This window comes from Aeromonas sp. ZOR0002 (assembly GCF_963866995.1).
GTDB classification, from domain to species: Bacteria; Pseudomonadota; Gammaproteobacteria; order Enterobacterales; family Aeromonadaceae; genus Aeromonas; species Aeromonas caviae.
In genome coordinates this window covers 1-24636 of the sequence record NZ_CAWMFQ010000150.1, presented here as the reverse complement: position 1 = coordinate 24636, position 24636 = coordinate 1, and the positions used below count along the sequence as shown (strand labels likewise).

Sequence of the window (24636 nt, the reverse complement as noted above, 5' to 3'; positions counted from 1 at the left end):
TCGTCACCTCCTATGTAATGCTGGCAACGTTAGCAGCACTCGCCGTTGATCCGGTAGCCTTGGTGTTGATTTTGACACTCACATCAACTTTAATAGAATATTACTCTATGAGGGATCATATATAAAATCATGATGTATCCGACATTACCAATGTGCACCTATAATATACATAGACCGTATCAAACATTGTTAAATACATCCAGATGATAGTCACCGGTCTCTTCCCAAGCATAAGGGAAAATAGCGTGACTCCCTCGACTCAAAATTACTTTTATGGCATCGACTACATTTAGGTTGAAAGTAGATGTTTTAGTTTCTCTAGATATAAGAGACGACAATTCATCTATCAACAGAGTAAAATCACCATCATGAACGGTCTCTTTAACGATTTCTTTTGAAAACAAAATACCACTTTCACTCTCAGATATAAAATTCAATATGAATTTAGCATTTTCCCGTGTTAGCCTAGCGACACCATAAAAGATTACGTAATTATCACTAAAAACTGTTCTCTCGAGAATAAAGCTCAATGGTTGTCCATCAACAAGTTTATTTATCGACCTACTTAGTCCATTGTATCGCACAATACGAGAGTCCAATCTCCAAGAAGGGCTAACGATAAAACAATATATATCTATTTTTTTAGAAAGATATTTATCCTCTATATAATTCAATATTATAGGTGCAGAGTCTTTCCATGCCGAATAACTCTCACCGTTTACATAGATTTTAGTAACACTTACAGTGTCTTTCAGAGACGACTTGTCAAACCGATTAAACTCATAGTCATCATCACTCACCATACAATGATCACAAAAAAGTTTATTCATAGTGTTAATATTCATGATAGTTACTCATTAACCCCTTACCACCATTATTTAAATGCGCTTCTTTATATCCACTTACATCGGATAAATTATGGTCTTCGGGATGATATTGAACTTTATAGCTGTCACCAAAGTCATACTCTATCGCAGTTCTTCTCGTACCTAACTTATCCGCGGGAAGACCTTTAAATGGGTTAAATGTGTTTGCGATGTCGGTGTTTTTGCACATCTTTTAGTAGCTCGAAAGGTCTGTCTCTTTGGCTTAAGCCGCTTTACATCCTTGGGATGTCGAATTTTTTCCCCCCGCAGCACCTTCTGTCTTGGTGGCAACTTTAGCAGCACTCGCCGTTGATTCGGTAGCCTTTATCGATGAAACCAATATGAAGCATCTTGGCTCCTGAATCCAGCCCTGCGAGAGCGAAGCTCTGCCGATACTACTCAAGAGCAGTGACTCATATATCACGTTGAATGCTATAGAGTCAGGCATCAACCAGATTTTCAACTACACCCAACCAACTCGATTCTCGCTTCCTAGAATAGGAAACGGAGGCATCTTGCCATAATCACAGTGATCTTTCTTTTCGTGAACTACTTTAGCGATAGCTATATCTGCACAATCATCGTAACTCTTTGCAATGTCATTTAATCGGAGGTTACATCTCCAATATCAAACAGACCTAATTCTTTCTTATCCTTTGATTGATACCGAACAGTCGTTTTGTCAACCCATCTAATATCACCAATACGAGCATTAAATAAAAACTCATCCGGTTCTTCAGAGAAAAGGTGTTCATTAAGAAGCTCATTACCATCATTATCTTTTATCACAATGAAACAGTTAAACGCTTCTTCATCATGACTTCCAACCAACTCAGCTGACATGCTTTTATTCCGACTTAACTTACGTTTTATTGTGTATAAATTGACAAAATTTTCTCGAACAACCATCTCGTACGCTTCATGAAAGGGGCTCTTCGGCCATCCTTCCATATCGCACAATGAAATAAGTGAGCTGTATAGTGCATCAAGAAGAAACCTTTTCTTGGCGATTATATTCAACCCCTCAAAATAGTCATAATCGAACGTCTTATAATACTTAATCACTGAGCTACTTAACTCAGTGGTACCAACTCTTTCATCTGGCCCACAAAGTTTTACAACAACCCTATAAACACCATCTGTTTCTATAGGATCAAAGTGGCGCTCAAAATGGGCACAAACACATCTGCTGAACAGCGTGAACTTTCGTGCCAAACCAAGTTCAAGTTTAAATGCCCACAAACTAAATTCTGTCAGTTTCATATCCATACAAACCTATATTGTTTGGCCTTTTTTGATCTGGCAGTTCATACTCTGGTTGGCGAATGCCTTCTTCAAAGTGGATTTTTCCTTCCCTGGATATTACTCCAAATTCAGTTGATGAGCCATCATCTTCAAGTTGATAATTGACTCCATGGGAAGCACTACTTTCATTAAGTCACTGACCGATGATGTCTTTCTTTTCACTATCGGTGTCCGCATTCTGAATCAGATAGAGAAACTGATTTTAAGTACTCATAGTCGCATCTCAGTGTACTTCTTTTCAACTCAGCTGATTTCTCTTCCTTGACTGCAACACTAGTAGCCTCCCCAGCAAGCAGGTACGAAGGGGGCTGGCATCATCACGGTTATTCTTATTTTCCGAACAACGTCATTGACAAGATTTCTGATACCAGTTCGAGTGTTGGCAACATGCTCAGCAGATAATCGGCAAGATAAGATTGTGAGCAATCTTGACATACATAACTTTTCTGCCGGGTTGTAAGCTACCCTCAAAAAAATGCATGAATATCATTCATGATTGATTACTCAAGATAACACTTCCATCACCTGTTCTCGGGTATGGGTGTAGTGACGTTTATTAGCAAACCACATTTTCTTTAGCGTTGGAATATCCAATAAGGAAGTCAGATCTCCATCTTCAATGGTTGTGTCCCCTATAAAGATGATACTTTCTAATGATTGGCTGTGTGCAAGTGGCCTCAAAGATTTAACTGCCCCACAGTCAGTTAATACAATCTCTTTGAGGTTTTTTAGCTCACTCAAAATAGCTATATCATAAACTCTTTTACAGTTTTCAATTTCTATAATCTCTATCTGCTGACACTTATCTATGCCTGAAAGATCTTCTAGCTTAGGACAGTCGGCCAAATCTAGAATGGATAACGAGCTAAGTTCCTCTATTCCTGACAATGATTTTATTTTTTTGGAGGTTAGTTGTAGACGTCTTAATAAAGACATTCTATTAAGTTCTTTCAAGTTTTCTGAAGGATAGTTAACAATATTTAGCAGATTCAATTCATCACAAGCGAAAATCGTCTTCGCTTTAGGCCTCCAAAAAAGCTTAAGTAGTTTTAATTTTTTAGTTTGGAAAAATCAGGAGCCTTCGTAAACTCACACTGTAATCCTAAATATTCAAGATTACTGATAGACTCTAATGGAGTGATATCCTTGACACCCCAAGAATAAATTTCAACGCCAGAAAGAGAAGGCAAGTAATTTATAAATGAAATGTCATTTCCATTCCAGCCTGCGGATTGACTTAAACGAAGCACTGAAATATTTTCTTTATCGATTATTGATTTAAAACTATCCGACCAAGGAGCTGTCAAGACAAGGCAACGTCCCATTCCATTTTCAACCTCATCGATAAAATATTTTTCATTATTTATCAAAGAATTAGTTCCTGTTTATGACAATGGGGTAAATTTTGTTTGATACGTTTTAGAGAAATGGGCAAGCATACCACTCATGGTTCTTAATTCGATGTTCCTCCACCTGCTCTTCATCTATCTTCCAAGTAAAATTCTGTAACATGAACATATTGATTACAGCCTAGCTAACTTTTATACTTATCTTAATAATAATAGGATTTAACAAATACTTATCGAAATATCAACTGACTCTAATCAATCATAATAGCCATTTTCAAAGACAATAATACTTTCAGCAGGTAATGATGTGTTGTCATCCGCATCAGGAGCGTATGCACCTATACCCAACACATGGGATGTTAGCGATGCAGACTCTACTTCTAGGCCTTTGTCTTTATCTGAAAGATACGTGATCAAGCCCTTGAAATGAATTTTTAGCAAGTCCATTTCTTCGAACTCTGGAACCGCTGGTTCAGTAAACTCTATCGCCTCCAAAACGCCAGAGGCGTTGTAATATGCGAACACGCCTAAATTCTCAAAGTAATCACATGGGAATACAGACTCCTCCGCTCTTTTAAAAGAGTCAAACACTCCCCCTAATAATAATCTCACTTGGTCAGGAGTCATACCAAACTTGATTTTCCCTGCCCCCACAAAGGGGGAAATTAAAAATCTCATAAAATACTCTCACTTAAGAATCAGCCACATGCTACAGACATAGTTCAGCATTTCGTTTTGGCATCATCTGTTTAATGGAATATTTCAATGATGTATATCAAATGACTTTATTCATTCCTTTGGGCAAGCGCTTAGCCCGACAGGGCACTACACCACAGCAATAATTTGACCGTATTTAATCCAAAATAAAAACGCCCCAGGCGGGGCGTTGTTTTCATGGCGGCCATTACATGGCGTTGGTGGATTCGAAAATCTTGTCGGCCGACGCCTCGACGAAGCCAGGGTAGAGCACGCCATCCGCCTGCGGGTAGCGCAGGGCGAACTCGTAGAAGCAGCTCGGGATGGTGCGCACACCGTCGCTGAAGGGCACCTCGGCCTTGTCTGCCATGGTGGAGGATTGCTCCAGCATCACCTCGGGATCGCCCTTCACCTCGCCGCCAACGGTGTTGAGCACGAAGCCTGCCGCCTTGAGCGCCGCATTCACCTGCTGGATGGTGTCGAAGTCCTTCAGGCGGTTGATGTTGACGGTGAAGTGGTTGGCACGATAACCCCAGGCGGCCATCCAGGCGGCATACTCGCTCTCTGCCAGCAGGGTCTGGTAATCGGTGTGGGAGACCTGCCAGGGCGCGCCGGCGTAGAGGAAGGCCGGGGTGTCGGTGAGGTGATCGGGTACCTGATCCACCAGCTTGTGGATGATGGCCTGGGCTCCTTCGGAGAGCTCTTCCACCTTCAGCTCGCTGATGAACACCTTGGGCGCATCAGGATCTTTATGCTCGAAGTGTTTGGCATAGAGCTTCTTGGCCTTGAACACATACTCGCCCTTCTCTTCATACCCCAGGGCGCGGAAGTGGGCCGCCAGTTTCTCGAGACCGAGCTTGGGCAGGTTGTAGGTCCGAAACGCCACGTGATCGTTGATGATGGGGGCACCGCCGCCCAGCAGTTGATGAACCTTGTGAGCACTGGGGGTGACCTGAATGTAGTTGTCCCACAGATGGCCAAACAGGGTGTCGATATCCTTTTGCATCTCTCTTTCCTTTGATTGCGGGTACAGACAGGGGCACCTGTTCAGTGCCCCTCTTTTATTTTCTTGTTATCAGAAGGTCAGACCGGGAGACAGTTGATCCGGCATAGCAGCCTTGCTGTCTTCGACGGAGGCGACCGGGTAAGCACAGTAGTCGGCGGCGTAGTAGGCGCTCGCTCTGTGGTTGCCGGAGGCACCGATGCCGCCAAAGGGGGCTGCACTGGAGGCACCGGTGATGGGCTTGTTCCAGTTGACGATACCGGCGCGGATCCGCTTGAAGAAGTGGTTCCAGTCCGCTTCATTGTCACCGAGCAGGCCGGCCGAGAGACCGAAACTGGTGGCGTTCGCCTTCTCGATGGCCGCATCGAAGTCGTCGTAGCGAATGAGCTGCAGCAGCGGGCCGAAGTACTCTTCATCCGGCAGCGCGCTGACCGCGGTCACGTCTATGATGCCCGGGGAGACAAAGCCGGTGCCCGCTTCCAGGTGCTTGAGGGCAAGCAGGCTTTCACCACCGAGGCGCTGCAGGTTGGCTTGCGCCTCGACCATGCCCAGTGCGGCCTTCTCGCTGATCATGGCGCCCATGAACGGCTGCTCGGCGGCGTCATAGAGGCCGACCTTGATCTGGCCGACCACCTCCACCAGGCGCTTGACCAGGGCATCGCCCCGTTCGCCGCGCTCGACAAACAGACGGCGCGAGCAGGTGCAGCGCTGGCCGGAGGTAATGAAGGCGGACTGCACGATGGCATGGACGGCGCCGTCGATGTCGCTCACATCTTTCACGATCAGCGGGTTGTTGCCACCCATCTCCAGTGCCAGGATCTTGCCCGGCTGGCCGGCAAACTGCTGATGCAGGAAGTGGCCGGTACGGGAGGAGCCGGTGAAGAAGAGGCCGTCGATGTCCGGGTTGCCGGCCAGCGCCTTGCCGGTGTCGACCTCCCCCTGCACCAGGTTGAGCACCCCCTTGGGCAGCCCCGCCTCCTGCCACACCTTGACCATGGCTTCAGCCACCATGGGAGTCAGCTCGGAAGGCTTGAACACGACCGCATTGCCGGCGATGAGCGCCGGCACAATGTGGCCGTTGGGCAGGTGGCCCGGGAAGTTGTAGGGGCCGAACACGGCCACGACGCCATGGGGCTTGTGGCGCACGAACGCCTTGGCGCCCGGCATGGGGTTTTCCACCGTGCCGGTACGCTCGTCATGGGCCCGGATGGAGATGGCAATCTTGCCCTGCATGGCCGCCACTTCGGTGCGGGTCTCCCACAGGGGCTTGCCGGTTTCACGGGCGATGGTCAGGGCCAGCGCCTCCTTGTGCTCGCCGAGCAGGTCGGCATAGCGGCTCACGATGGCAAGGCGCTCTTCAAGGGCCAGATCGGACCAATGGTAGAAGGCCGTGCGGGCCGCCTTGACGGCCGCATCCACCTGGGACTGGCTTGCCGCCTCACCCCGCCAGATCACCTCGTTTTTGGCCGGGTCGATGGATTCGAACGGCTTGCCTTCACCGGCCAGCCACTGGCCATCGATAAACTGGACTAAAGACATCATCAATTCACTCCCTGTGGGTACGCAGGCCGCCTCGGCAGCCTGTCTCAATGCTGTGCTGCGGGGTGGGTCAATCCAGATCGACGACGCGCACCATGTCGCCATTTTCCACCTTGAGGGCGGCCGCCATCTTGGGCGGAATGATGGCTTCGTGCTTGTCCAGATCGACCCGGATGTTGCCGTAGCAGGCGCGGTATTGCTCGAACCTGGCGTTGCAGATGAGGTAGGTATGGCCGCCGATGGGTTCACCCACCAGCACCGCCAACTTCTGGCTGCGGCGCACGCTGCGAATGTTCTTCACCTCGCATTCGACGGTGGGGCCTGCGTCGAAGATATCGACATAACCGCGATTCACGAACCCCTCATCCTGCAGCATCTTGAGGGCAGGCCGGGTCTTTTCGTGGGTCTTGCCGATGACGGCGCGCGCCTCGTTGCTCAGCAGATTGACATAGATGGGGTACTTGGGCATCAGCTCGGCGATGAAGCGCTTCTTGCCGATGCCGGTGAGATAGTCGACGGTGGGAAAATCCATCGAGAAGAAATGTTTTTGCAGCCACTCGTAGAAGGGGCTGTGGCCGTTGCCATCGGAGACACCACGCATCTCGGCAAAGACGGTACTGTCAAACAGCTCGGGGTGTTCGGCCATGAACAGGAAACGGTGCTTGGAGAGCAGACGGCCGTTGAGCCCCTCGCGGGCGCATTCACGCAGAAACAGGGTGCAGAGCTCGGAATTGCCGGTGTAGTCGTTGGAGAGGGTGAGGGTTTCCACGACATTGTAGATGCCGAGCTTGGGGGAGGAGTGCACCACCTTGCCGATGTGATAGTTGTAGAACGCCTGGGACAGGCCGACCGCCGCGTCGATGGCGCAGGTACCGACCATCTCCCCGGTCTCCAGATCCTCGGCCACGAAGAAATAGAGGCACTCGCCCTTGCCAGCGGGCTTGTCCAGGAAGGTCTGGGTCGAGGCATCGATCTTGCGTTGCAGCAGCTCGTCGTTGACCGGCAAGGATGTCATGCCGGTGCCGGATTCGATGGCACAGGTCTTGAGGCCGGCGAAGTCGCGCTGCTCGATAGGACGGATAACCAACATAAATGACAACTCCCTTTCATTGACGACAGGTGGGGTCCCGGCTCCTGCCGGGAGGGCTCCCCACCTCAATTTGGATCAGGCGTTGACCACCTGAGCGACCGCTTTCTCGAACCGTGCCAGCCCTTCCTTGATGTCCACTTCCGGGATCACCAGGGAGGGGGCAAAACGCACCACGTTGGTACCGGCAACCAGCGCCATCAGGCCCTGATCGATGGAGGCGAGCAGGAAGTCGCGGGAGCGGCCCTTGAAGTCATCGTTGAGCACGGCGCCCAGCAGCAGGCCCTTGCCGCGCACTTCGCTGAAGCAGTGGTACTTGGCGTTGATGGCTTCCAGCCCTTCGCGGAACAGCTGCTCGCGCTGCTTGATGCCGCTCAGCACTTCCGGGGTGTTGACCACGTCGATCACCGCCTCTGCCACCGCGCAGGCCAGCGGGTTGCCGCCGTAGGTGGAGCCGTGAGTGCCCACTTTCAGGTGGGAGGCGATTTCGGTGGTGGTCAGCATGGCGCCGATGGGGAAGCCACCGCCCAGCGCCTTGGCGCTGGTGAGGATGTCCGGCGTGACGCCCAGACCCATATAGGCAAACAGCTCGCCGGTACGACCGACACCGGATTGCACCTCGTCATAAACCAGCAGGGCGTTGTGCTTGTCGCACAACTCGCGCACCCCCTTGGCAAACTCGTCGGTGGGGCTGATGATGCCACCCTCGCCCTGCAGCGGCTCCATCACCACGGCGCAGGTGTTGTCGGAGATGACGGCAGCCAGCTCCTCCAGGTTGTTGTAGGCGACGTGGGTGATGTCGGCAGGCTTGGGACCGAAGCCATCTGAGTAGGCAGCCTGGCCGCCGACGCTGACGGTAAAGAAGGTACGGCCGTGGAAGCCCTGGTGGAAGGCGATGATCTGGGTCTTGTGGGCCCCGAACTTCTCGATGGCGTAGCGGCGGGCCAGCTTGAGGGCCGCTTCGTTCGCTTCGGCACCGGAGTTGCAGAAATAGACCTTCTCGGCGAAGGTGGCGGCGACCAATTTCTTGGCCAGGCACAGGGCCGGCTCGTTGGTCATCACGTTGGAGAGGTGCCACAGCTTCTCACCCTGGGATTTCAGGGCCTCGACCAGTTTGGGATGGCAATGGCCCAGGCCATTGACCGCGATCCCGCCCGCGAAATCCACATACTCGCGGCCTTCCTGATCCCAGACACGTGACCCCTCGCCGCGCACCGGGATGATTTTGGCCGGCGCATAGTTGGGAACCATCACTTCATCAAACACTTCACGTGTCACTGCCAACAACTCTGACATATTGCTCTCCTGCTATCTCGCGGCAGAATAATCCACCGCCCAAAAGTTAAATCCGTGTAAACGTGGCGGAATTATCACAGAAAAAAAGTAAAAAGTCTGTAACTTAACCGCCTATAAGGAACAATGTTCGATTGCCTTTGAGATTTTAGGCAACCGCATTGCATAACGGCTCAGGGGGTGTTGGCAAGAGATAATTTGGACAGGGAGGAGGGTGAATAAAGTCTCAGGGAAATTTTTTTTTGCCTCATGACGGTTTTGAGACAGACATCGCAATTTTTTCAGGAAACGGCCAAAAAGTTGGCCAGCAACTGGTGCCCCTGTTCGCTCAGAATACTCTCCGGATGGAACTGCACTCCCTCCAGCGCCAGCGTTTTATGCCGCAGCCCCATGATCTCGTCCTGGCTGCCGTCGGCATGTTCGCTCCAGGCGGTGACCTCGAAACAGTCAGGCAGCGACGCCGCCTCCACCACCAGAGAATGATAGCGGGTCACCCGCAGCGGGTTGTTGAGCCCCTTGAACACCCCCTCCCCTTTGTGACGGATGAGAGATGTCTTGCCGTGCATCACCTGACGGGCACGCACTACCCGGGCACCAAAGGCCTGTGCCAGCGACTGATGGCCGAGACAGACGCCGAGGATGGGGATCTCGCCGGCAAAACGGGAGATGGCGGCCAAAGAGATGCCCGCCTCGTTTGGCGTGCAGGGCCCGGGAGAGATCACCAGATGGCGGGGTGCAAGCCGGGCTATCTCCTCCAGGCTCAGCTCATCGTTGCGCCTGACCACCACCTCTTGCCCCAGGGCGCCGAAGTATTGCACCAGGTTCCAGGTAAAGGAGTCGTAGTTGTCGATGAGTAGCAGCATGCAAACACCCTGGGAATAAGACAGAGACGGTGAGCGGACAGCCCGTTGCGAGGGCGGGCAGACAAACGCCGCGCATTCTGGCATGTCTCTTTGCGTTAATAAACCGGCGATCACCTCACCTGCTGTGCAGTCTGTTCGCTCTTCAATGGCGATCCGGGCCTGTCGACCCCACCCGGCGGTGGGCCTGTCCCCGACCGGGCAGCATCAGCCGCTCCATGTCAGGATGGCAAGGTAAAAGAGACGGGAGGCGACCGGGAAAAGGGCACAGGACGTGACAGGCAGATGGGAAGGAGTCGCCTTGGCAAGGGCTGGCAACGGACCTCAGCGGTCCAGATAACGGCCCTGTTCCAGTTCCCGTTCCCGCTGGCACTCGGCCAGATAGATGGCAGCCGCGATGGCCGGGGTCTTGTGGTGCTTGTCGATGGCGTTGGAGACCATCAACTGCAAGGTATTGAGGCTCTTGGCCTTGCGAAACTTGCGCAGCCAGTGACCCTTGTCACCCAACTCTTCACTCAGGGTTTGTGATTCGACAGACATGCTTTCTCTTGGGGCAAAGCCCGTGTTTGACATTGGGGAGGTTGCGACAAACCGGAAGGTGTAAAACAAAGAAAGCCAGGCATCCACCCAGCTCTCTTCTACTACACCTTCCCAGTATGTCAGGCTCGAGGAACGAAGCCGACGACATCATATACGCTGATCAGGGTTTTTTCAGCCCTTTCACGCGCCTTTTGTGCGCCAGCCGCCAAAATGGCCTGCAGATGGGCCTCATCCTGACGCAGCTCGCGGAAGCGCGCCTGGATGGGTTCCAGCAAGGCGACCACGGCATCGGCCGTTTCACTCTTGAGGTGGCCGTACATCTTGCCTTCGAAGTGCTGCTCCAGCTCCGGGATGGAGCGGCCGGTCACACCGGACATCAGGGTCAGCAGATTGGAGACCCCCGGCTTGTTTTCGGGATCAAAACGCACCACGGCCGGCTCGTCGGAGTCGGTCATCGCCCGCTTGATCTTCTTGACGATCTGCTTGGGATCTTCCAGCAAGCCGATGAAGTTGGCCTCGTTGTCGTCGGACTTGGACATCTTCTTGGTCGGGTCCTGCAGGCTCATCACCCGGGCCCCTTCGGTCGGAATGAAGGGTTCCGGCAGGGTGAAGACTTCGCCATAGAGGTTGTTGAAGCGGGTGCAGATGTCGCGGGTCAGCTCCAGATGCTGCTTCTGGTCATTGCCAACCGGCACCTGATTGGCTTGATAAAGCAGAATGTCGGCCGCCATCAGCACCGGATAACCGAACAGGCCGACGTTGACGTTGTTCTCGAAACGGGCGGACTTGTCCTTGAACTGGGTCATGCGCGACAGCTCGCCCATCTGGGTGTAGCAGTTCAGGATCCAGCCGAGCTCGGCGTGCTGGGGCACGTGGGACTGGATGAAGACGGTGCTCTTGGCCGGGTCGATGCCCACCGCCAGATAGAGGGCGGCTGCGTCGAGGCACGCCTTGCGCAAGGCGGCCGGATCCTGGCGAGTGGTGATGGCGTGCAGATCGACGATGCAATAGAGGCAGTCGAAGTCATCCTGCATGCTGACCCACTGACGCAGGGCCCCCATGTAGTTGCCGATGGTCAGCTGGCCCGAGGGTTGGGCACCGCTCAATACGATTGGTTTAGTCATCAGAGTAGTAATCCTTGTTATCCGCCAGCCCGGTCTGGATCAGACCAGCAGGGCGTCGAGTTCGGCAAACTGCTCGCAAACCCAGTCGGGGCGGGAGTCTGCGATAGGGCGGCCATAGTTGTAGCCATAGGTGAGCCCCACCACCTTCATGCCGGCGGCCTGGGCGGCCAGCACGTCATTTTCGGAATCCCCCACCATCAGGGTGCGGGACGGGCTGACACCCAGCTCATGGCAGGCGTGCAACAGCGGCTCCGGGCTCGGTTTCTTGACGGGTACGCAGTTGCCCCCGAGCCAGAGTGCGAAACAGTCGCTGATGCCGAGGGCCTCCAGAATGGGTTGCACGAAGTGACTCGGTTTGTTGGTCACCACGGCCTGCTGGTAACCCAGCCCCTGCAGACGGCGCAGGCTACGGGCCACTCCGTCATACATGGCCAGGCCTTCCAGCAGACAGGCCTGATAGTGACGGTCGAACAGGGGGCGAGCCTTGGCAAACTGCTCCGGGGCGTCGCGGTAATCGAGAGCCCGCTGGATCAGCTTGTCGGCGCCGTTGCCGACCCAGGTACGTACCACGGACTCGTCGGCCTCGGCCAACCCCAGCTCCGCCAGGGTACGGTTGACCGCCAGCGCCAGTTGCGGGGCGCTGTCAATCAGGGTGCCATCCAGATCGAACAGCACCAGGTCAAAGGGGCGATCAGCGACGGACATGGGCAAGCTCCGCGCGCATCTGATCGATCACCGCCTTGTAATCCGGCTTGCCGAAGATGGCAGAGCCCGCCACGAACATGTCGGCACCCGCCTCGGCAATCTCGCGAATGTTGTCGACCTTGACCCCGCCATCGATTTCCAGGCGAATGTCGCGGCCGCTCTCGTCGATCAGGCGGCGCACCTGGCGCAGCTTGTCGAGGGTGCCGGGGATGAAGCTCTGACCGCCAAAGCCCGGATTGACCGACATCAGCAGGATCACGTCCAGCTTGTCCATCACGTACTCCAGGCAGCTGAGCGGGGTTGCGGGGTTCAGCACCAGACCGGCCTGGCAACCCTGCTCCTTGATGAGGCCCAGGGTGCGATCCACGTGATCGGAGGCTTCCGGGTGGAAGGTGATCAGGCTGGCACCGGCTTTGGCAAAATCAGGCACGATGCGATCCACCGGCTTGACCATCAGGTGCACGTCGATGAGCGCTTCGATGCCGTAATCGCGCAGCGCCTGACAGACCATGGGGCCTATGGTCAGGTTGGGGACATAATGGTTGTCCATCACATCGAAATGGACCACGTCGGCCCCGGCGGCCAGCACCTTGGCCACATCCTCACCCAGACGGGCAAAGTCGGCGGAGAGGATAGAGGGGGCAATCAGAAAGTCTTTCATCAGCGTCATCCATTGGCAGCGTGGCAGAAAAAACGGCGCAATTTTATCGCAAAAGGGCGATGAAAACGACCCGCATCTACAGAACACGCCGCTCCGGCACCATCGCCGGCAAACGATGCCAGGCGCGGCTCACGGAATACCAGCGGCCGCATCAGAAATGACAACGGCCCCCTCAGGGACCGTTGTTCACTCAGCCGACGGCAACCAGCTCCGCCTCACCGGGATAATAGCCCTGTTCGGGCTCGATGCCGGGCGGATAGAGCGCCAGCAGCTCGGCCACCTTGTTGCGACCACCGCCGTTGCGGCTGATGGTGCGCTTGACCAGGATCTCGTCGAGCCGGGCGCCACGATAGAGCTCGCGGGTCAACTCGATGTCATGGTTGCTGATGAGCACGGGCACCCCTTTATGGGCGGCGGTGTGGCGAGCCAGCCTGGCCAGCAGCGCCTGATCGTCCAGGGTGAAACCGCCTGCCGAATAGGTGGTGAAACTCGCCGTGGTGGAGAGAGGGGCATAGGGCGGATCGCAGTAGATCACCCAGTCTTCCTCTGCACGGGCCATGGCGTCGGCATAGCTTTCGCAGATGAACGTCGCCTTCTGCGCCTTCTCGGCAAAGGCCCACAGCTCTTTCTCCGGGAAGTAGGGCTTCTTGTAGGAACCGAAGGGAACGTTGAACCCCCCCTTCTTGTTGTAACGGCACAAGCCGTTGAAACCATGGCGATTCAAAAACAGGAACAACTGAGCCCGTTCAAAACCGGCCGCGGTCTGGTTGAACTGGGTACGGAGCCGATAATAGGCGGTCTTGTGGTTGTGCTCGGCCACGAACAGCTTGCGGGCCTCGCTGATGAAGCTGTCCGGCTGCTGCTTGAGGTGGTTGTAGAGGCCAATGAGATCCGGATTGATGTCGTTGAGCACATAGGCGTCGTAATCCGTGTTGAGAAACACGGATCCCGCCCCGACGAAGGGCTCCAGCAACACACGCCCGGCCGGCAAACGCTCGGCGATCTCTTCGACCAGGGAGTATTTTCCCCCGGCCCATTTTAAAAACGCGCGTGTTTTTTTCATGGAAGTCCGGTGTTGACAAGGCTATGCCCAAAAAAGGGGGGTGATTCTACCCCCTTCTTCGGGTGGCTGGCTATTGCTTCAATTCTTTTTGTATCTGGGCGAATGACTTGGGCCAGGGTTGTCCCTTGAGCAAGGCAGGTGACAGCTTGCGAATGGCCGCCTTGGCCTGGGCACTGCTGGCGTAGTCTCCCTGCACCACTACATACCAGGGACTGCCACGGAAACGGGTCTTGTAAACCCACACCTTGCCCGCCAAGCCATGCTCGGCCACAAAGCTGTCTACCGCCTTGGTGTTGCTCGCCCCCATCAACTGGATGCTGTAGTGATTCTTCGGCTTCTTGTTGAGAGTCGCCACCGGCGTCAACGCCACCTTGGCCGCTGGGGCCGCGACCGGCGCTGTCTGCGCGCCACTGGCCGGTTGAGCCTCTGTCCGGGCCGGGACACTGCTCGGGGCCGGATTCTTGACCTGGGCCGTCGTTCCGGTCGGGACCGCACGGGAACCGCTCCCCACCAGCTCATCCACCACGGCCGTGGGCAAGGCGCCGCTGACGTTCGGCTGGTTCATCAATTTCTCGACCACTTCGTCGGAGATGACGACCCGGCGCCCCTCATAGTTGGTTGACTCCGTGGTGACCGTCTCGCTCTCGACCTTCTTGGGCAAGGGCTTGGCATCGGACTGCCAATCGCGGGCAACCTGATTACCTGAGGGGATGGCAGCGGCGCCACTGCTCGCCTGAGTATCCAAGGCCCCGCTCGCCGCACCGACACTCACAGGATCGCTTGAGACGGGATCGGGCAACGCCATCCCCTGGGACGGAGCCTGGGCGGGGTCCTGGCCTGCACTGTCGAACAGGGGCAGATAGCTCAGGGCCAGCAACCCGCCCGCCACCAGGGCAAGCACGATCGCTATCTTCTTGACGGGCAACTCGGCCTGACGTTTCTTGGGCCTTCTGTCGGTCATGGTATCCTCCAGTAACTGCATGATGGCTGACGGATGTCCGCCCGCCCCATTCAGGATCTCTTCCACTTTCGGCTTGGGCAAGAGGGCTGTCGGGATCTTGAGCTCTTTGGCCTTCTCATACAAGAAGATACGTTGCTCAGGCGCGCTCAGTGGCGCGACTTCCAGCTCGAGGGCTGGCATGGCCCGTCCCTTGAGGAGCGCCTTCTGGTTGCGACACCAGGCGTCATCACCCGAGAGCAGGATGGCCAGTTTATGAGGAGATGCCAGGGTATCGTTGTGACGACAGAGCGCCCACAACTCCCCCACCAGCTCGGCAGGCAAGGTATCGGCACGTTCGATGATGAGCAGCAGTCTGGCAGGCTTGTCACCCACCATGCGAAAGAAGCTGTCCGCCAGGGCATCCTGCGCGTTGAACAGGGGACGTGCCACCACCTGCTGCAACAGCAGCTGGCGCACATCCGCCATCTTCATGGACGGGCTGCCGATGAGGCTGGCCACCCGCACAGCATCAGGCAGTTGGGCAAGCAGCGACTCGCACAGTGTGCCACGGCCACTGCCTGGCTTGCCGGAGAGAAAAACAAAGGGGTGGTTGAACTCGATCAGGTGCAGCAGCCGGTCAACCAACTGCCGCTGAGAAGGCAGCTTGAGCAATTTATTAGTGGTCACGACCAGACTCGATCACCGCCATCAATTGCTCGTCTGTCACATCGGCCACGACCTGGGCCTGTCCGATCCCGATCGGCAGCACCAGCCTCAGTTTGCCTTCCAGCACCTTCTTGTCACGGCGCATATGGCGAATGAAGGCGGCAAAATCCATATCGGACGGTGCCTTGACCGGCAAATCGGCGGCCAACAGCAGCTCGCGGACTCGTACCACCTCTTGCGCCGTCATGTCGCCACGGGCCAGGGCCGTCTCGGCCGCCAGCATGGTTCCCGCCGCCACGGCTTCACCGTGCAGCCAGTTGCCATAACCCTTCTCCGCCTCGATGGCATGGCCGAAGGTATGTCCCAGGTTCAGCAAGGCGCGTACGCCGTGCTCGGTCTCGTCCTGACCGACCACATCGGCCTTGATCTCGCAGCAGCGGCGAATGGCATAGGAGAGTGCATCACCGTCGAGGCGCTGCAGGCGGGTCATGTTGGTTTCAAGCCAGGAGAAGAAGGCGGCATCCCAGATGATGCCGTATTTGATCACCTCGGCCATGCCGGCGGCAAATTCCCGGGCAGGCAGGGTCTTGAGGCAGTCGGTATCGATGATCACATGCTTGGGCTGATAGAAGGCACCCACCATGTTCTTGCCGAGGGGATGGTTGACGGCGGTCTTGCCGCCGACGGAAGAGTCAACCTGGGAGAGCAGCGTGGTAGGCACCTGAATAAACGGAATGCCTCGCTGGTAGCTTGCCGCAGCAAAGCCGACAACATCGCCTATCACACCGCCCCCCAGAGCGATCAGAGTGGTATCACGACCATGGCTGGTTTCCAGCAGAGCAGACATGATCCGCTCGAAGGTCGCCAGGGTTTTGTAGGCCTCGCCATCGGGCAGGATCAGGTGTTCCACCTGAAAACCGGACAGCAACTGAATGATCTGTTCAAGATACAGGGGCGCGACCACGGTATTGGTCACTATCATGACCCGCTTGCCCTTGATCGTCTGCGCCAGTACCTCGGGGCGTTGCAGCAGACCGGCAGCTATCTCTATCGGGTAGCTGCGTTCACCCAGTTCGACCTTCAACCTTTCCATGGACGTCCTCTAATGAATTACATACCAATCAACTTGACGATTTGATTAGCGACAACTTTGGCACTCTGGTCATCCGTCTGGATGACAAAATCGGCAACCTCTTCGTACAGGGCGTTGCGCTCTTGCGCAAGACGCTCAAGCACTTCACGGGGCGGCTCTTCGGTTTGCAGCAAGGGACGACGCTTGTCTCTCTGGGTTCGCGCCAATTGCTTTTCAATGGTGGTTTCGAGGTAGACCACGATGCCGCGTGCGGAGAGCTTGTTGCGGGTTTCACGGCTCTTGATGGCACCGCCACCCGTTGCCAGCACGATACCCTGCTGTTCGGCGAGCTCACCGATCACCTTCTCTTCGCGGATCCGGAAGCCTTCTTCGCCTTCAACATCGAACACCCAGCCGATATCGGCACCACTGCGGCGCTCAATCTCATGATCTGAGTCGAAAAACTCCATGTGCAGTTGTTCTGCCAGATGTCTACCTATGGTGCTCTTGCCCGCACCCATGGGACCTATCAGGAAAATATTGCGTTTCTCAGCCATGTCTTTTCGTTAGTAATTACAAACTGTATGGCCCCGGTAAACACTCGACCGGGGTACCTATGAACCTTATCTTGCGATGGATCAGGAGGGGGATTATCTCAGTAGAAACCAGGACTGGCAACCGCAGCCCTTACGCCCCAGCCTCATCGGGGCGTAAGGTTATATGTGTTTTACTCTCACAAGTAAAGTTTTCAGAGGGCGTCGGTCACTATCCTCGGGGTCACGAAGATCAGCAGTTCACGCTTCTTGTTTTCACTGGTGGTTTTCTTGAACAGATAACCCAACCCGGGGATATCCCCCAGCAGCGGCACCTTGCTGACATCGCTCTTGATGGTCTGTTGATAGATGCCGCCAAGCACCAGAGTTTCACCGTTGTTGACCAACACCTGGGTGGTGATGGACTGGGCGTTGATGGACACCGCATCCCCGGTCCCGGTCGGCACGGTTTCACCCTTGGTATCCTGAGTCACGGTCAAGTCCAGGATCACCCTGTTGTCCGGGGTGATCTGCGGCGTGACCTTGAGGCTCAGCACCGCCTTCTTGAAGGTGACCGAGGTCGCCCCGCTCGAAGAGGACTCCACATAGGGGATCTCGGTCCCCTGCTCGATCAGGGCCGGCTTCTGGTTGGCCGTGGTGACACGCGGACTGGCGATGATCTCGGCCTTGCTCTCCTTTTCCAGCGCCGAGAGCTCAAGATCCAAAAGGGTGCCATTGGCAAGACGGGCAACCTGGAACGCCAGGGTGCCGGCCGCGTTGGTCACCGGCAGGTTGACGTTGAGTCTGTCTTCTACGTTGGGGCGAGTGATGGTGGAACTGCCATCATTGTTTCCGGCGCCATCATTACCCTCTATGGTGCCCGAGGTGCCGTTGCCATGACCGTCTGTCTTGGTCACACCCCAGCGCACCCCCAGTGCCTCATCGAAACCATCATCAATGGTCACCATGCGCGCCTCGATCACCACCTGCTTGACCGGGATATCGAGGATATCCAGCATCCGCTTGACGTTGCTGATGACATCCGCCGTGTCCTTGACCACCAGCACATTGGTACGTTCATCCACGCTGACCGCCCCTCTGGGGGAGAGCAGCTTGGTACTCTCGGAGGAGAGCAGGGCCGCCACTTCCGATGCCTTGGCATAGTTGATCTGCAGATACTCGGTGTAGAGGGGAGCAAGATCCGCCACCTGGTTGCGGCTCTCCATCTGCTGTTTCTCGCGAGCGGCAATCTCGTCCGCCGGTGCCACCAGCAGGATGTTGTTGTCCAGCCGTTTGTCCAGCCCTCTGACCTTGAGGATGATGTCCAGCGCCTGCTCCCAGGGCACGCCATCGAGACGCAGCGTGATGTTGCCGGAGACCGAGTCCGTGGTCACCAGGTTCAAATTGTTGAAATCGGCGATGATCTGCAACACGGTACGAACAGGAATATCCTGGAAGTTCAATGAGATGGGCTTGCCCTGGTACTGCTTCGCCGCCGTGGTGGCCACCCGTTTTTTCACCTCGATGATGAACATCTTGTCGGCCTGATCGTAACGGTAGTCAAACTGGCCGTTCACCGAGAGCTCGAACAGGGTGTCATTGCCCTGGCGGAACACCTCCACCTGGGAGACAGGGGTAGCGAAGTCCTGCACATTGATGAGGTTGAGCTGATCATCAGGCACCCGGGTACCGTGGAACTTGGCCAGCACTTTCTGACCACGGCTGCTGACATCCACCGCCGCCGAACTGTTGTCCAGCGTCACGAGGAACTCCCCCTGCCCCTCCTTGCCACGGCGAAAATCCACGCCCTTGACCGAGTTGAAGTAGGCGCCCCCCATGTTTGCCTGAGACACGGACAACACCGGCTTGCCGGGGGCAACGGGCGAAGGAGCCACGGTAGGCGTGGCAGCCACGGCAGGCTGAGCCTGATACTGGGACTGGTTCTGGGCAACTCGCTGGGTGTCAATCAATGCAGACTGAGTCACCGGCTGGCTTCTGACGAGCGCAGACTGGCTGGCTGCAACAGGCGCCGCCGAGGAAGCGACCGGCTGCCCTGCCTTGTCTCCCAGCGCCACCAGCAATTTATTGCCCTGTTGATGGACCTGATAGGGGGTGAGCTGATCGAGGGCGATCTTGATGTCGAGCCCCTGCCCCTTCCCCTCCACCAGGAGGTTGTTCACCCCTTGCTGCTTGATGGGCAGGGGATTGACCGTCAGGGCACCGATGGCCCCGGGTACGTGCAGCAGAAGCTGATTGGGTTCATAGGTCAACCTGTCCGTAAAACCGCTGACCGGTTCGCTGAAGCTGAGCTCCAGCAGGAGTTGATCGGCCAGCAGGGGATTCACCTTGACCTCCTGCAACGCGGGTACCGCCCACACCTGAGTGCATCCGCCCAGCCAAAGCAGCGCCACACCGGTCATCCTTCTTATTGTTGTTCTCATCTCTGCTCATCCCTGATCATAGTTTTGCGTCGAGATTGGCCATGGCCAGCTGGGTTTCTCGGGTGATCCAGCATCCTTTGCCATCCGGTACCGTCTCCATCAAGTCAACATGCGTGTTCGTTATCTTGATGACCCTGCCCTGATCCAGCCCCATGTGCTGGTTGAGCCCGACGCGCACGGCTTGCCCGTCCGGGGTTTTGATCAATGCCCACAACTGCCCCTGCTTGCCGATGGAGCCTTTCATGCTCAGGCTGGCAAGCGAGTAGCGTTCCAGCACCTCCTTTTCCCGATTGGCCACTATCTGGGCACAGTCCGGCTTGGCCTTGGCATCCAGCCTGGAACTGGTTTCCGGCTGGGGTGCAATGAACGGACTGCGCTGATCGCTGCGTTGATAGACCATGGGCGAGAAGGGCTTTATCTCCGGCAGAGGTTCGATCGGTACCGGCTTTCTGGCCTTGGTCTGTTTGACATACTCATCCATGTCCTCCTGTCCCCCACAGGCCGTCAACAGCAGCGCCGACAAGAGAAGTACGCCCGCTCTCATGCTCATGGCTTTTTCTCCACGGTTTTGCCGTTGTACTTGTAGGTCTTGGCCTGCATGGACATACCGATCAGCTCACCCCCCTTCCCCTGGCTGAGCTGGAAAGAATCCAGGATCACGATGCGGGGCAGGGCAGCCATGTCCGCCGTGAACTTGCCAAGTTCGTGATAGGTGCCCACGACCTCGATGCGCATGGGCAGCTCGGTGGAGAACTCGTGTTTCACCTCTGGCTCCCAGTTGATCCTGTTCAATGTCAAACCGTTGTCGGTGGCAATGAAGCTGATGTCATCCAGCAAACCGGCGACTTCGTGGGTGTTGGGCAGCTGTTTGAGCTGGGTGTCGACCAGATGTTCCAGCTGGACCATCTGCTTTCTGTATGCTTCCAGGTTCGCGGCCAGCATGGCCTTGCTCTCGAATTGTCCCTTGAGCTCGGTCTCTTTTGCGGCTTCACGACCCAGAGCGGCCAGGGAATTGGCAATCACGTAGTAATAGAGTGCCCCGCCAAGCAGAGCACAGCAGAAGAAGACAAAGATGCCCTTGGCGATCGGCGGCCAGCGGGCAATGTCATTGAGATCCAGGTCGTTAAGTTGTTGCAGGTTCATTTTTGCCCCTTAGCCGCGTTGGGTAGCGCCGTGGCAATCTGGAACATCATGGAGAACTGGCTCAGGGCGATGGGGGCCACCTCGGCCGTGAAAATGGTGCTGAGCTGGGATTGTGTCAGCCAGCCGGAACCGTCGATTCGGCGCATCATGCTGGCTACCCTGCCATAGGCTTCGGTCTTTCCCTTCACGTCTATCTTGTTGTTTTGCAGAGCAAGGCTATCAAGATACACCCCATTGGGGACCAGCACCGGCAGCTGATTGAACAGACGCACAGGGATGTTGCGGCGCATCTGCAACTGCTCGATGAGTTGCATGCGGTCAATCAACTCCTTGCGCCGCTCCTTGAGAAGCCTGATCTCCCCAAGCTGGGTGTCCAGGGTTGCCATCTCCTGCTGCAACCGCTGATTGCGCTGCTGCTGGTAACCGATCTGCTGCTGCACCAGCCAGTCTGCGGCAAAGGCGATGGCTGCCGTCCCCGCCAGGAACAGACCGAACAGGATGCCGAATTGTTTCTTCTGACGCTGCGCCCGAGCCTGCCGCCAGGGCAGAAGGTTTATATTTGACATGGTGTGAAGCTCCTCAGTGCCAGCCCGAGCGCCGTCATGTACTTGGCCCCATGAGTCAGCCCCCCCTCTCCCTGCGGCTTGCCAAAGAGTGCAAAGGGATCGGGATGCAGCACCTCGCAGTTGAGCTCGCTGCCGATTTGTCCGGCCAGCCCCGGCAGCAGGCTCCCCCCTCCGGTCAGCACCAGCCTGGAGAGCTCCTTGTTCCCCGAAGAGCTGCAAAACAGCTGCACGTTGCGCCGTATCTGCAACACCAGGGTGCTGAGGTGAGGCAACAGGACATCCACCTCATGATCCGCAGGCAAGGAGCCCTGGAGCTTGGCCAGTTCCGCCTCTTCCATACTCATGCTGTAAAAAGAGGCCAATGCCTGGCTGTATTGATCACCACCAAAATTCTGCAACCGGGAATAGATGACCTGGCCCCGTAGCAGGGCGGCGAAAGTCAGGGCGCTGGCACCGATGTCGACGATGCCAACCGGTTTCTCCGAGGTTTGCAGGTCGGGCAGGCAGGCCAGCACGGCGCGTCCGAGCGCATGGGCCCCCACATCCACCACCATGGTCGTCATGCCTGCCTCCGTCAGGGCACTGACCCGGCCACTGACGCTCTCGGTCCGCGCGGCACTGAGCAGGACCTCCTGACGCCCGTTGTCGCCCGCCATGCCGAGGATTTCAAAATCCAGGCTCACTTCATCGAGGGGAAAGGGGATGAGCTGCTCAGCCTCCAGGTGAACCTGGTTCTCCAGCTCGCTCTCGTTGATGTTGGTATCGACCTGAATGATCTTGGTGATGACGTTGGAACCGGTCACGGCCGTGGCCACGTTCTGGCAATCCCCTTGCACGAGCCGCTTGAGCGACTTGAGAGACTGACTGACCCGTTCAATGTCCTGAAGTTGATAGTCGACCAGCGTTCCTCTTGGCATGGGGATCTCGGCAACCGAGCCGAGGTGCACCTTGCCGGGACGTCCGCTGATGGTGACGGCCTTGATGGTTTGACTGCCAAAATCAATGCCCGCCATGGAGACGAGGGATCCCTTACTTAATAGCCCAAACATATACACATCCATGCGTTATTGGGTTTTCGGACTTATTGTAGGACAGCGCGTCATGATGTGACGGCTTAACTCAATATAATGCTCTATCTATCAATGTCATAAAGTTTGTGTCAAAAGTTGACGCCCCTCTCCTTTCGGCCTTGATTGCGGCCCCCTTGGTAATTGTGCCCTGGAGTGCTACCCTCCCGCCTCTTCTCGGGGTCGCCTGTTTGCGGACAGGAAAACCTCGAATCCGCGAGGGTAAAAAGGCTATACTCTGCGCCCGTTGGCTAATTTTAAGACGATTGGTAGTTCTTCCATGCTGAAATGGCTCGTTCGCCTGTTTATTGTCATGATGCTGGGTGCTGTGCTGGGCGTTGCCAGCCTCATCGGCATCTACTTCTACATCAAGCCCCAGTTGCCGGACGTCAGCGCCCTGCGCGATGTCAAACTGGCTACCCCCATGAAGGTCTACAGCCGGGATGGGGAATTGATCTCCCAGTTTGGCGAAATTCGTCGCATCCCCCTGCGGCTGGACGAAATTCCCCAGTCCATGATCGATGCCGTACTCGCCACCGAAGATGCCCGCTTCTATGAGCACCCGGGCATTGACCCCATCGGCATCATCCGTGCCGCCACCGTCTGGGCCGTCTCCGGCCAGGCGCGCCAGGGCGCCAGTACCATTACCCAGCAAGTGGCTCGCAACTTCTTCCTGAGCAACGAGAAGACCCTGGTACGCAAGATCAAGGAAGTGTTCCTCGCCTGGCGCATCGAGCAGAACCTCTCCAAGGACGAGATCCTCACCCTCTATCTCAACAAGATTCCCCTCGGCTACCGGGCATTCGGGGTCGGCGCGGCCGCCCAGGTCTACTTCGGCAAGGAGGTCAAGGATCTGACCCTGGACGAGATCGCCATCATCGCGGGTCTCCCCAAGGCACCCTCCATGCTGAACCCGATCCGTTCTCCGGAGCGCGCCTTCGCCCGCCGCAACGTGGTACTGGGTCGCATGCTGGAAACCGGCAAAATCACCCAGGCCCAGTATGACGAAGCCTCCAAGATGCCGGTCAAGGCCCGTTTTCACGGTGCCGAAACTACGCTGAACGCCCCTTATCTGAGCGAGATGGTGCGCCAGAAGATGGTGGAGCAGTTTGGTGAAGATGCCTACACCATGGGGCTGCATGTCTACACCACCGTCACCGCCAAGCGTCAGCGCGCCGCCCATCAGGCGCTGCTGGACGGTGTCTTCGACTACGACACCCGCCACGGCTACCGTGGCCCGACCGCCTTGCTGTGGAAAGCCGGTGAAACGGCCTGGGACTACGAGCAGATCATGGCCCATCTGGCCAAGCAGCCGATCTATCAGCCCCTGATGGCCGCCGTGGTCACCCAGCTCGGCGACAAGAGCGCCACCCTGGTGCTCAAGAATGGCAAACAGGCCGAACTGGGCTGGAATGGCATCAAGTGGGCGCGCGCCTTCATCACCGACGATCGCCAGGGTTTTGCCCCGAAATCGGCGCGGGATGTACTCAAAGTCGGCGCCCAGATCTGGGTCAGGGAGAAAGGGGAAGAGTTGCTGCTCTCCCAGATCCCCGACGTCAACGCCGCCCTGGTGGCCATGAACCCTCAAGACGGCGCCATCGAGGCCCTGGTCGGCGGCTTCAGCTTCGAGCTCTCCAAGTTCAACCGGGTCGATCAGGCCCGTCGTCAGGTCGGCTCCAACATCAAGCCTTTCCTCTATGCCACCGCGCTGGAGCAGGGCTATACCCTGGCGTCCCTCATCAACGATGCACCGATCAACCAGTGGGATCCCGCCAAGGGCCCCATGTGGCAGCCCAAGAACTCGCCCGCCATCTATGAAGGGCCGACCACCTTGCGCCTCGGCCTTGCCAAGTCCAAGAACGTGATGTCGGTCCGGCTGATGCGCGCCATCGGGCTGGATACCTATATCGACGGCCTGACCCGCTTCGGCTTCGCCCGTGATCACATCTCCGCCAATGAATCCCTGGCGCTGGGTGCGGCGGAGTTTACCCCGCTGGAAGTGGTGCGCGGCTACTCGGTGCTGGCCAATGGCGGCTTCCAGGTCACCCCCTACTTCATCACCGAGGTGACCGACAGCTTCGGCACCCCCCTGTTCGAGGCCAACCCGGCCGCCGCCT

General features: G+C 56.2%; 24 protein-coding genes. 1 reads left to right on the top strand and 23 read right to left on the bottom strand.

All coding sequences use genetic code 11. From position 1 onward, the window contains the following. Positions 1 to 179: 179 nt before the first annotated feature. The 23 genes from AACR77_RS09130 to tapM all read right to left on the bottom strand — a co-directional run bounded on the left by AACR77_RS09130 (position 180) and on the right by tapM (position 22501). Complete coding sequence (locus AACR77_RS09130) at positions 180 to 845, bottom strand: hypothetical protein (protein ID WP_139739521.1); 666 nt, start codon at positions 843 to 845, stop codon at positions 180 to 182. A gap of 624 nt (positions 846 to 1469) precedes the next feature. Next, entirely contained in the window at positions 1470 to 2129 is a 660-nt protein-coding gene (locus AACR77_RS09125; protein WP_139739520.1) for a hypothetical protein, read from the bottom strand. 546 nt (positions 2130 to 2675) lie between these two features. Beyond that, positions 2676 to 3107, bottom strand: a complete 432-nt coding sequence (locus tag AACR77_RS09120; protein ID WP_139739519.1) for a leucine-rich repeat domain-containing protein — start codon at positions 3105 to 3107, stop codon at positions 2676 to 2678. A gap of 113 nt (positions 3108 to 3220) precedes the next feature. Continuing rightward, entirely contained in the window at positions 3221 to 3541 is a 321-nt protein-coding gene (locus AACR77_RS09115) for a hypothetical protein (protein ID WP_139739518.1), read from the bottom strand. 234 nt (positions 3542 to 3775) lie between these two features. Next, entirely contained in the window at positions 3776 to 4198 is a 423-nt protein-coding gene (locus tag AACR77_RS09110) for a hypothetical protein (protein ID WP_042878172.1), read from the bottom strand. A gap of 226 nt (positions 4199 to 4424) precedes the next feature. Next, the gene (locus AACR77_RS09105; RefSeq protein WP_039039589.1) at positions 4425 to 5222 is read right to left on the bottom strand and encodes a DUF1338 domain-containing protein; all 798 of its coding nucleotides are present in this window, start codon (positions 5220 to 5222) and stop codon (positions 4425 to 4427) included. A 69-nt stretch (positions 5223 to 5291) separates the two neighbouring features. Further along, the gene (gene astD, locus AACR77_RS09100) at positions 5292 to 6761 is read right to left on the bottom strand and encodes a succinylglutamate-semialdehyde dehydrogenase (RefSeq protein ID WP_042878170.1); all 1470 of its coding nucleotides are present in this window, start codon (positions 6759 to 6761) and stop codon (positions 5292 to 5294) included. A 67-nt stretch (positions 6762 to 6828) separates the two neighbouring features. Continuing rightward, positions 6829 to 7848 (bottom strand): arginine N-succinyltransferase, encoded by a 1020-nt coding sequence (gene astA / locus AACR77_RS09095; RefSeq protein ID WP_010673834.1) that lies wholly within the window; start codon positions 7846 to 7848, stop codon positions 6829 to 6831. A gap of 75 nt (positions 7849 to 7923) precedes the next feature. Then, complete coding sequence (locus AACR77_RS09090) at positions 7924 to 9141, bottom strand: aspartate aminotransferase family protein (protein ID WP_042878168.1); 1218 nt, start codon at positions 9139 to 9141, stop codon at positions 7924 to 7926. A gap of 278 nt (positions 9142 to 9419) precedes the next feature. Beyond that, a complete protein-coding gene (locus AACR77_RS09085; RefSeq protein ID WP_041215622.1) occupies positions 9420 to 10001 on the bottom strand; it encodes an aminodeoxychorismate synthase component II in 582 nt (193 codons plus the stop codon). A 321-nt stretch (positions 10002 to 10322) separates the two neighbouring features. Further along, the gene (locus tag AACR77_RS09080; RefSeq protein WP_010673831.1) at positions 10323 to 10538 is read right to left on the bottom strand and encodes a hypothetical protein; all 216 of its coding nucleotides are present in this window, start codon (positions 10536 to 10538) and stop codon (positions 10323 to 10325) included. 119 nt (positions 10539 to 10657) lie between these two features. Then, positions 10658 to 11662: a tryptophan--tRNA ligase gene (gene trpS, locus AACR77_RS09075; protein ID WP_010673830.1), complete on the bottom strand. Its 1005-nt coding sequence runs from the start codon at positions 11660 to 11662 to the stop codon at positions 10658 to 10660. A gap of 39 nt (positions 11663 to 11701) precedes the next feature. Beyond that, on the bottom strand, positions 11702 to 12367 hold the full coding sequence (locus AACR77_RS09070) for a phosphoglycolate phosphatase (protein ID WP_010673829.1): 666 nt from the start codon (positions 12365 to 12367) through the stop codon (positions 11702 to 11704). Then, the gene (gene rpe / locus AACR77_RS09065) at positions 12354 to 13028 is read right to left on the bottom strand and encodes a ribulose-phosphate 3-epimerase (RefSeq protein WP_041212569.1); all 675 of its coding nucleotides are present in this window, start codon (positions 13026 to 13028) and stop codon (positions 12354 to 12356) included. Before rpe ends, AACR77_RS09070 begins: the two co-directional genes overlap by 14 nt. A 190-nt stretch (positions 13029 to 13218) precedes the next feature. Continuing rightward, positions 13219 to 14091 carry a Dam family site-specific DNA-(adenine-N6)-methyltransferase gene (locus tag AACR77_RS09060; protein WP_029314124.1) on the bottom strand — a complete coding sequence of 291 codons (873 nt, stop codon included), beginning with the start codon at positions 14089 to 14091 and terminating at the stop codon, positions 13219 to 13221. 70 nt (positions 14092 to 14161) lie between these two features. Then, on the bottom strand, positions 14162 to 15718 hold the full coding sequence (locus AACR77_RS09055) for an SPOR domain-containing protein (RefSeq protein ID WP_042878166.1): 1557 nt from the start codon (positions 15716 to 15718) through the stop codon (positions 14162 to 14164). Beyond that, positions 15708 to 16790: a 3-dehydroquinate synthase gene (gene aroB, locus AACR77_RS09050; protein WP_042878165.1), complete on the bottom strand. Its 1083-nt coding sequence runs from the start codon at positions 16788 to 16790 to the stop codon at positions 15708 to 15710. The genes AACR77_RS09055 and aroB overlap by 11 nt, the downstream gene beginning before the upstream one ends. A gap of 17 nt (positions 16791 to 16807) precedes the next feature. Then, positions 16808 to 17326, bottom strand: coding sequence for a shikimate kinase AroK (aroK, locus tag AACR77_RS09045; protein WP_010673824.1), 519 nt, complete (start codon positions 17324 to 17326; stop codon positions 16808 to 16810). A 191-nt stretch (positions 17327 to 17517) separates the two neighbouring features. Further along, a complete protein-coding gene (locus AACR77_RS09040) occupies positions 17518 to 19743 on the bottom strand; it encodes a type IV pilus secretin PilQ (protein WP_039039581.1) in 2226 nt (741 codons plus the stop codon). Positions 19744 to 19759: 16 nt separating this feature from the next. Next, complete coding sequence (locus AACR77_RS09035; RefSeq protein ID WP_042878183.1) at positions 19760 to 20287, bottom strand: pilus assembly protein PilP; 528 nt, start codon at positions 20285 to 20287, stop codon at positions 19760 to 19762. A gap of 2 nt (positions 20288 to 20289) precedes the next feature. Next, positions 20290 to 20886, bottom strand: coding sequence for a PilO family type IV pilus biogenesis protein TapO (gene tapO, locus AACR77_RS09030; protein ID WP_041212566.1), 597 nt, complete (start codon positions 20884 to 20886; stop codon positions 20290 to 20292). Then, positions 20883 to 21452, bottom strand: a complete 570-nt coding sequence (gene tapN, locus AACR77_RS09025; protein WP_010673820.1) for a PilN family type IV pilus biogenesis protein TapN — start codon at positions 21450 to 21452, stop codon at positions 20883 to 20885. The genes tapO and tapN overlap by 4 nt, the downstream gene beginning before the upstream one ends. Then, positions 21440 to 22501 (bottom strand): PilM family type IVa pilus assembly protein TapM, encoded by a 1062-nt coding sequence (gene tapM, locus AACR77_RS09020; protein ID WP_041212565.1) that lies wholly within the window; start codon positions 22499 to 22501, stop codon positions 21440 to 21442. The genes tapN and tapM overlap by 13 nt, the downstream gene beginning before the upstream one ends. Before the next feature lie 298 nt (positions 22502 to 22799). Between tapM and AACR77_RS09015 the strand changes: the two genes are divergently transcribed. Next, on the top strand, positions 22800 to 24636 hold a 1837-nt coding region (locus tag AACR77_RS09015), incomplete at its 3' end, for a penicillin-binding protein 1A (RefSeq protein ID WP_042878163.1).

Coding starts and splice junctions, on each gene's coding strand:
- AACR77_RS09130 (WP_139739521.1), bottom strand. CDS start 845: ATGAATATTAACACTATGAATAAACTTTTTTGTGATCATTGTATGGTG.
- AACR77_RS09125 (WP_139739520.1), bottom strand. CDS start 2,129: ATGAAACTGACAGAATTTAGTTTGTGGGCATTTAAACTTGAACTTGGT.
- AACR77_RS09120 (WP_139739519.1), bottom strand. CDS start 3,107: ATGTCTTTATTAAGACGTCTACAACTAACCTCCAAAAAAATAAAATCA.
- AACR77_RS09110 (WP_042878172.1), bottom strand. CDS start 4,198: ATGAGATTTTTAATTTCCCCCTTTGTGGGGGCAGGGAAAATCAAGTTT.
- AACR77_RS09105 (WP_039039589.1), bottom strand. CDS start 5,222: ATGCAAAAGGATATCGACACCCTGTTTGGCCATCTGTGGGACAACTAC.
- astD (WP_042878170.1), bottom strand. CDS start 6,761: ATGATGTCTTTAGTCCAGTTTATCGATGGCCAGTGGCTGGCCGGTGAA.
- astA (WP_010673834.1), bottom strand. CDS start 7,848: ATGTTGGTTATCCGTCCTATCGAGCAGCGCGACTTCGCCGGCCTCAAG.
- AACR77_RS09090 (WP_042878168.1), bottom strand. CDS start 9,141: ATGTCAGAGTTGTTGGCAGTGACACGTGAAGTGTTTGATGAAGTGATG.
- AACR77_RS09085 (WP_041215622.1), bottom strand. CDS start 10,001: ATGCTGCTACTCATCGACAACTACGACTCCTTTACCTGGAACCTGGTG.
- AACR77_RS09080 (WP_010673831.1), bottom strand. CDS start 10,538: ATGTCTGTCGAATCACAAACCCTGAGTGAAGAGTTGGGTGACAAGGGT.
- trpS (WP_010673830.1), bottom strand. CDS start 11,662: ATGACTAAACCAATCGTATTGAGCGGTGCCCAACCCTCGGGCCAGCTG.
- AACR77_RS09070 (WP_010673829.1), bottom strand. CDS start 12,367: ATGTCCGTCGCTGATCGCCCCTTTGACCTGGTGCTGTTCGATCTGGAT.
- rpe (WP_041212569.1), bottom strand. CDS start 13,028: ATGAAAGACTTTCTGATTGCCCCCTCTATCCTCTCCGCCGACTTTGCC.
- AACR77_RS09060 (WP_029314124.1), bottom strand. CDS start 14,091: ATGAAAAAAACACGCGCGTTTTTAAAATGGGCCGGGGGAAAATACTCC.
- aroB (WP_042878165.1), bottom strand. CDS start 16,790: ATGGAAAGGTTGAAGGTCGAACTGGGTGAACGCAGCTACCCGATAGAG.
- aroK (WP_010673824.1), bottom strand. CDS start 17,326: ATGGCTGAGAAACGCAATATTTTCCTGATAGGTCCCATGGGTGCGGGC.
- AACR77_RS09040 (WP_039039581.1), bottom strand. CDS start 19,743: ATGAGAACAACAATAAGAAGGATGACCGGTGTGGCGCTGCTTTGGCTG.
- AACR77_RS09035 (WP_042878183.1), bottom strand. CDS start 20,287: ATGAGAGCGGGCGTACTTCTCTTGTCGGCGCTGCTGTTGACGGCCTGT.
- tapO (WP_041212566.1), bottom strand. CDS start 20,886: ATGAACCTGCAACAACTTAACGACCTGGATCTCAATGACATTGCCCGC.
- tapN (WP_010673820.1), bottom strand. CDS start 21,452: ATGTCAAATATAAACCTTCTGCCCTGGCGGCAGGCTCGGGCGCAGCGT.
- tapM (WP_041212565.1), bottom strand. CDS start 22,501: ATGTTTGGGCTATTAAGTAAGGGATCCCTCGTCTCCATGGCGGGCATT.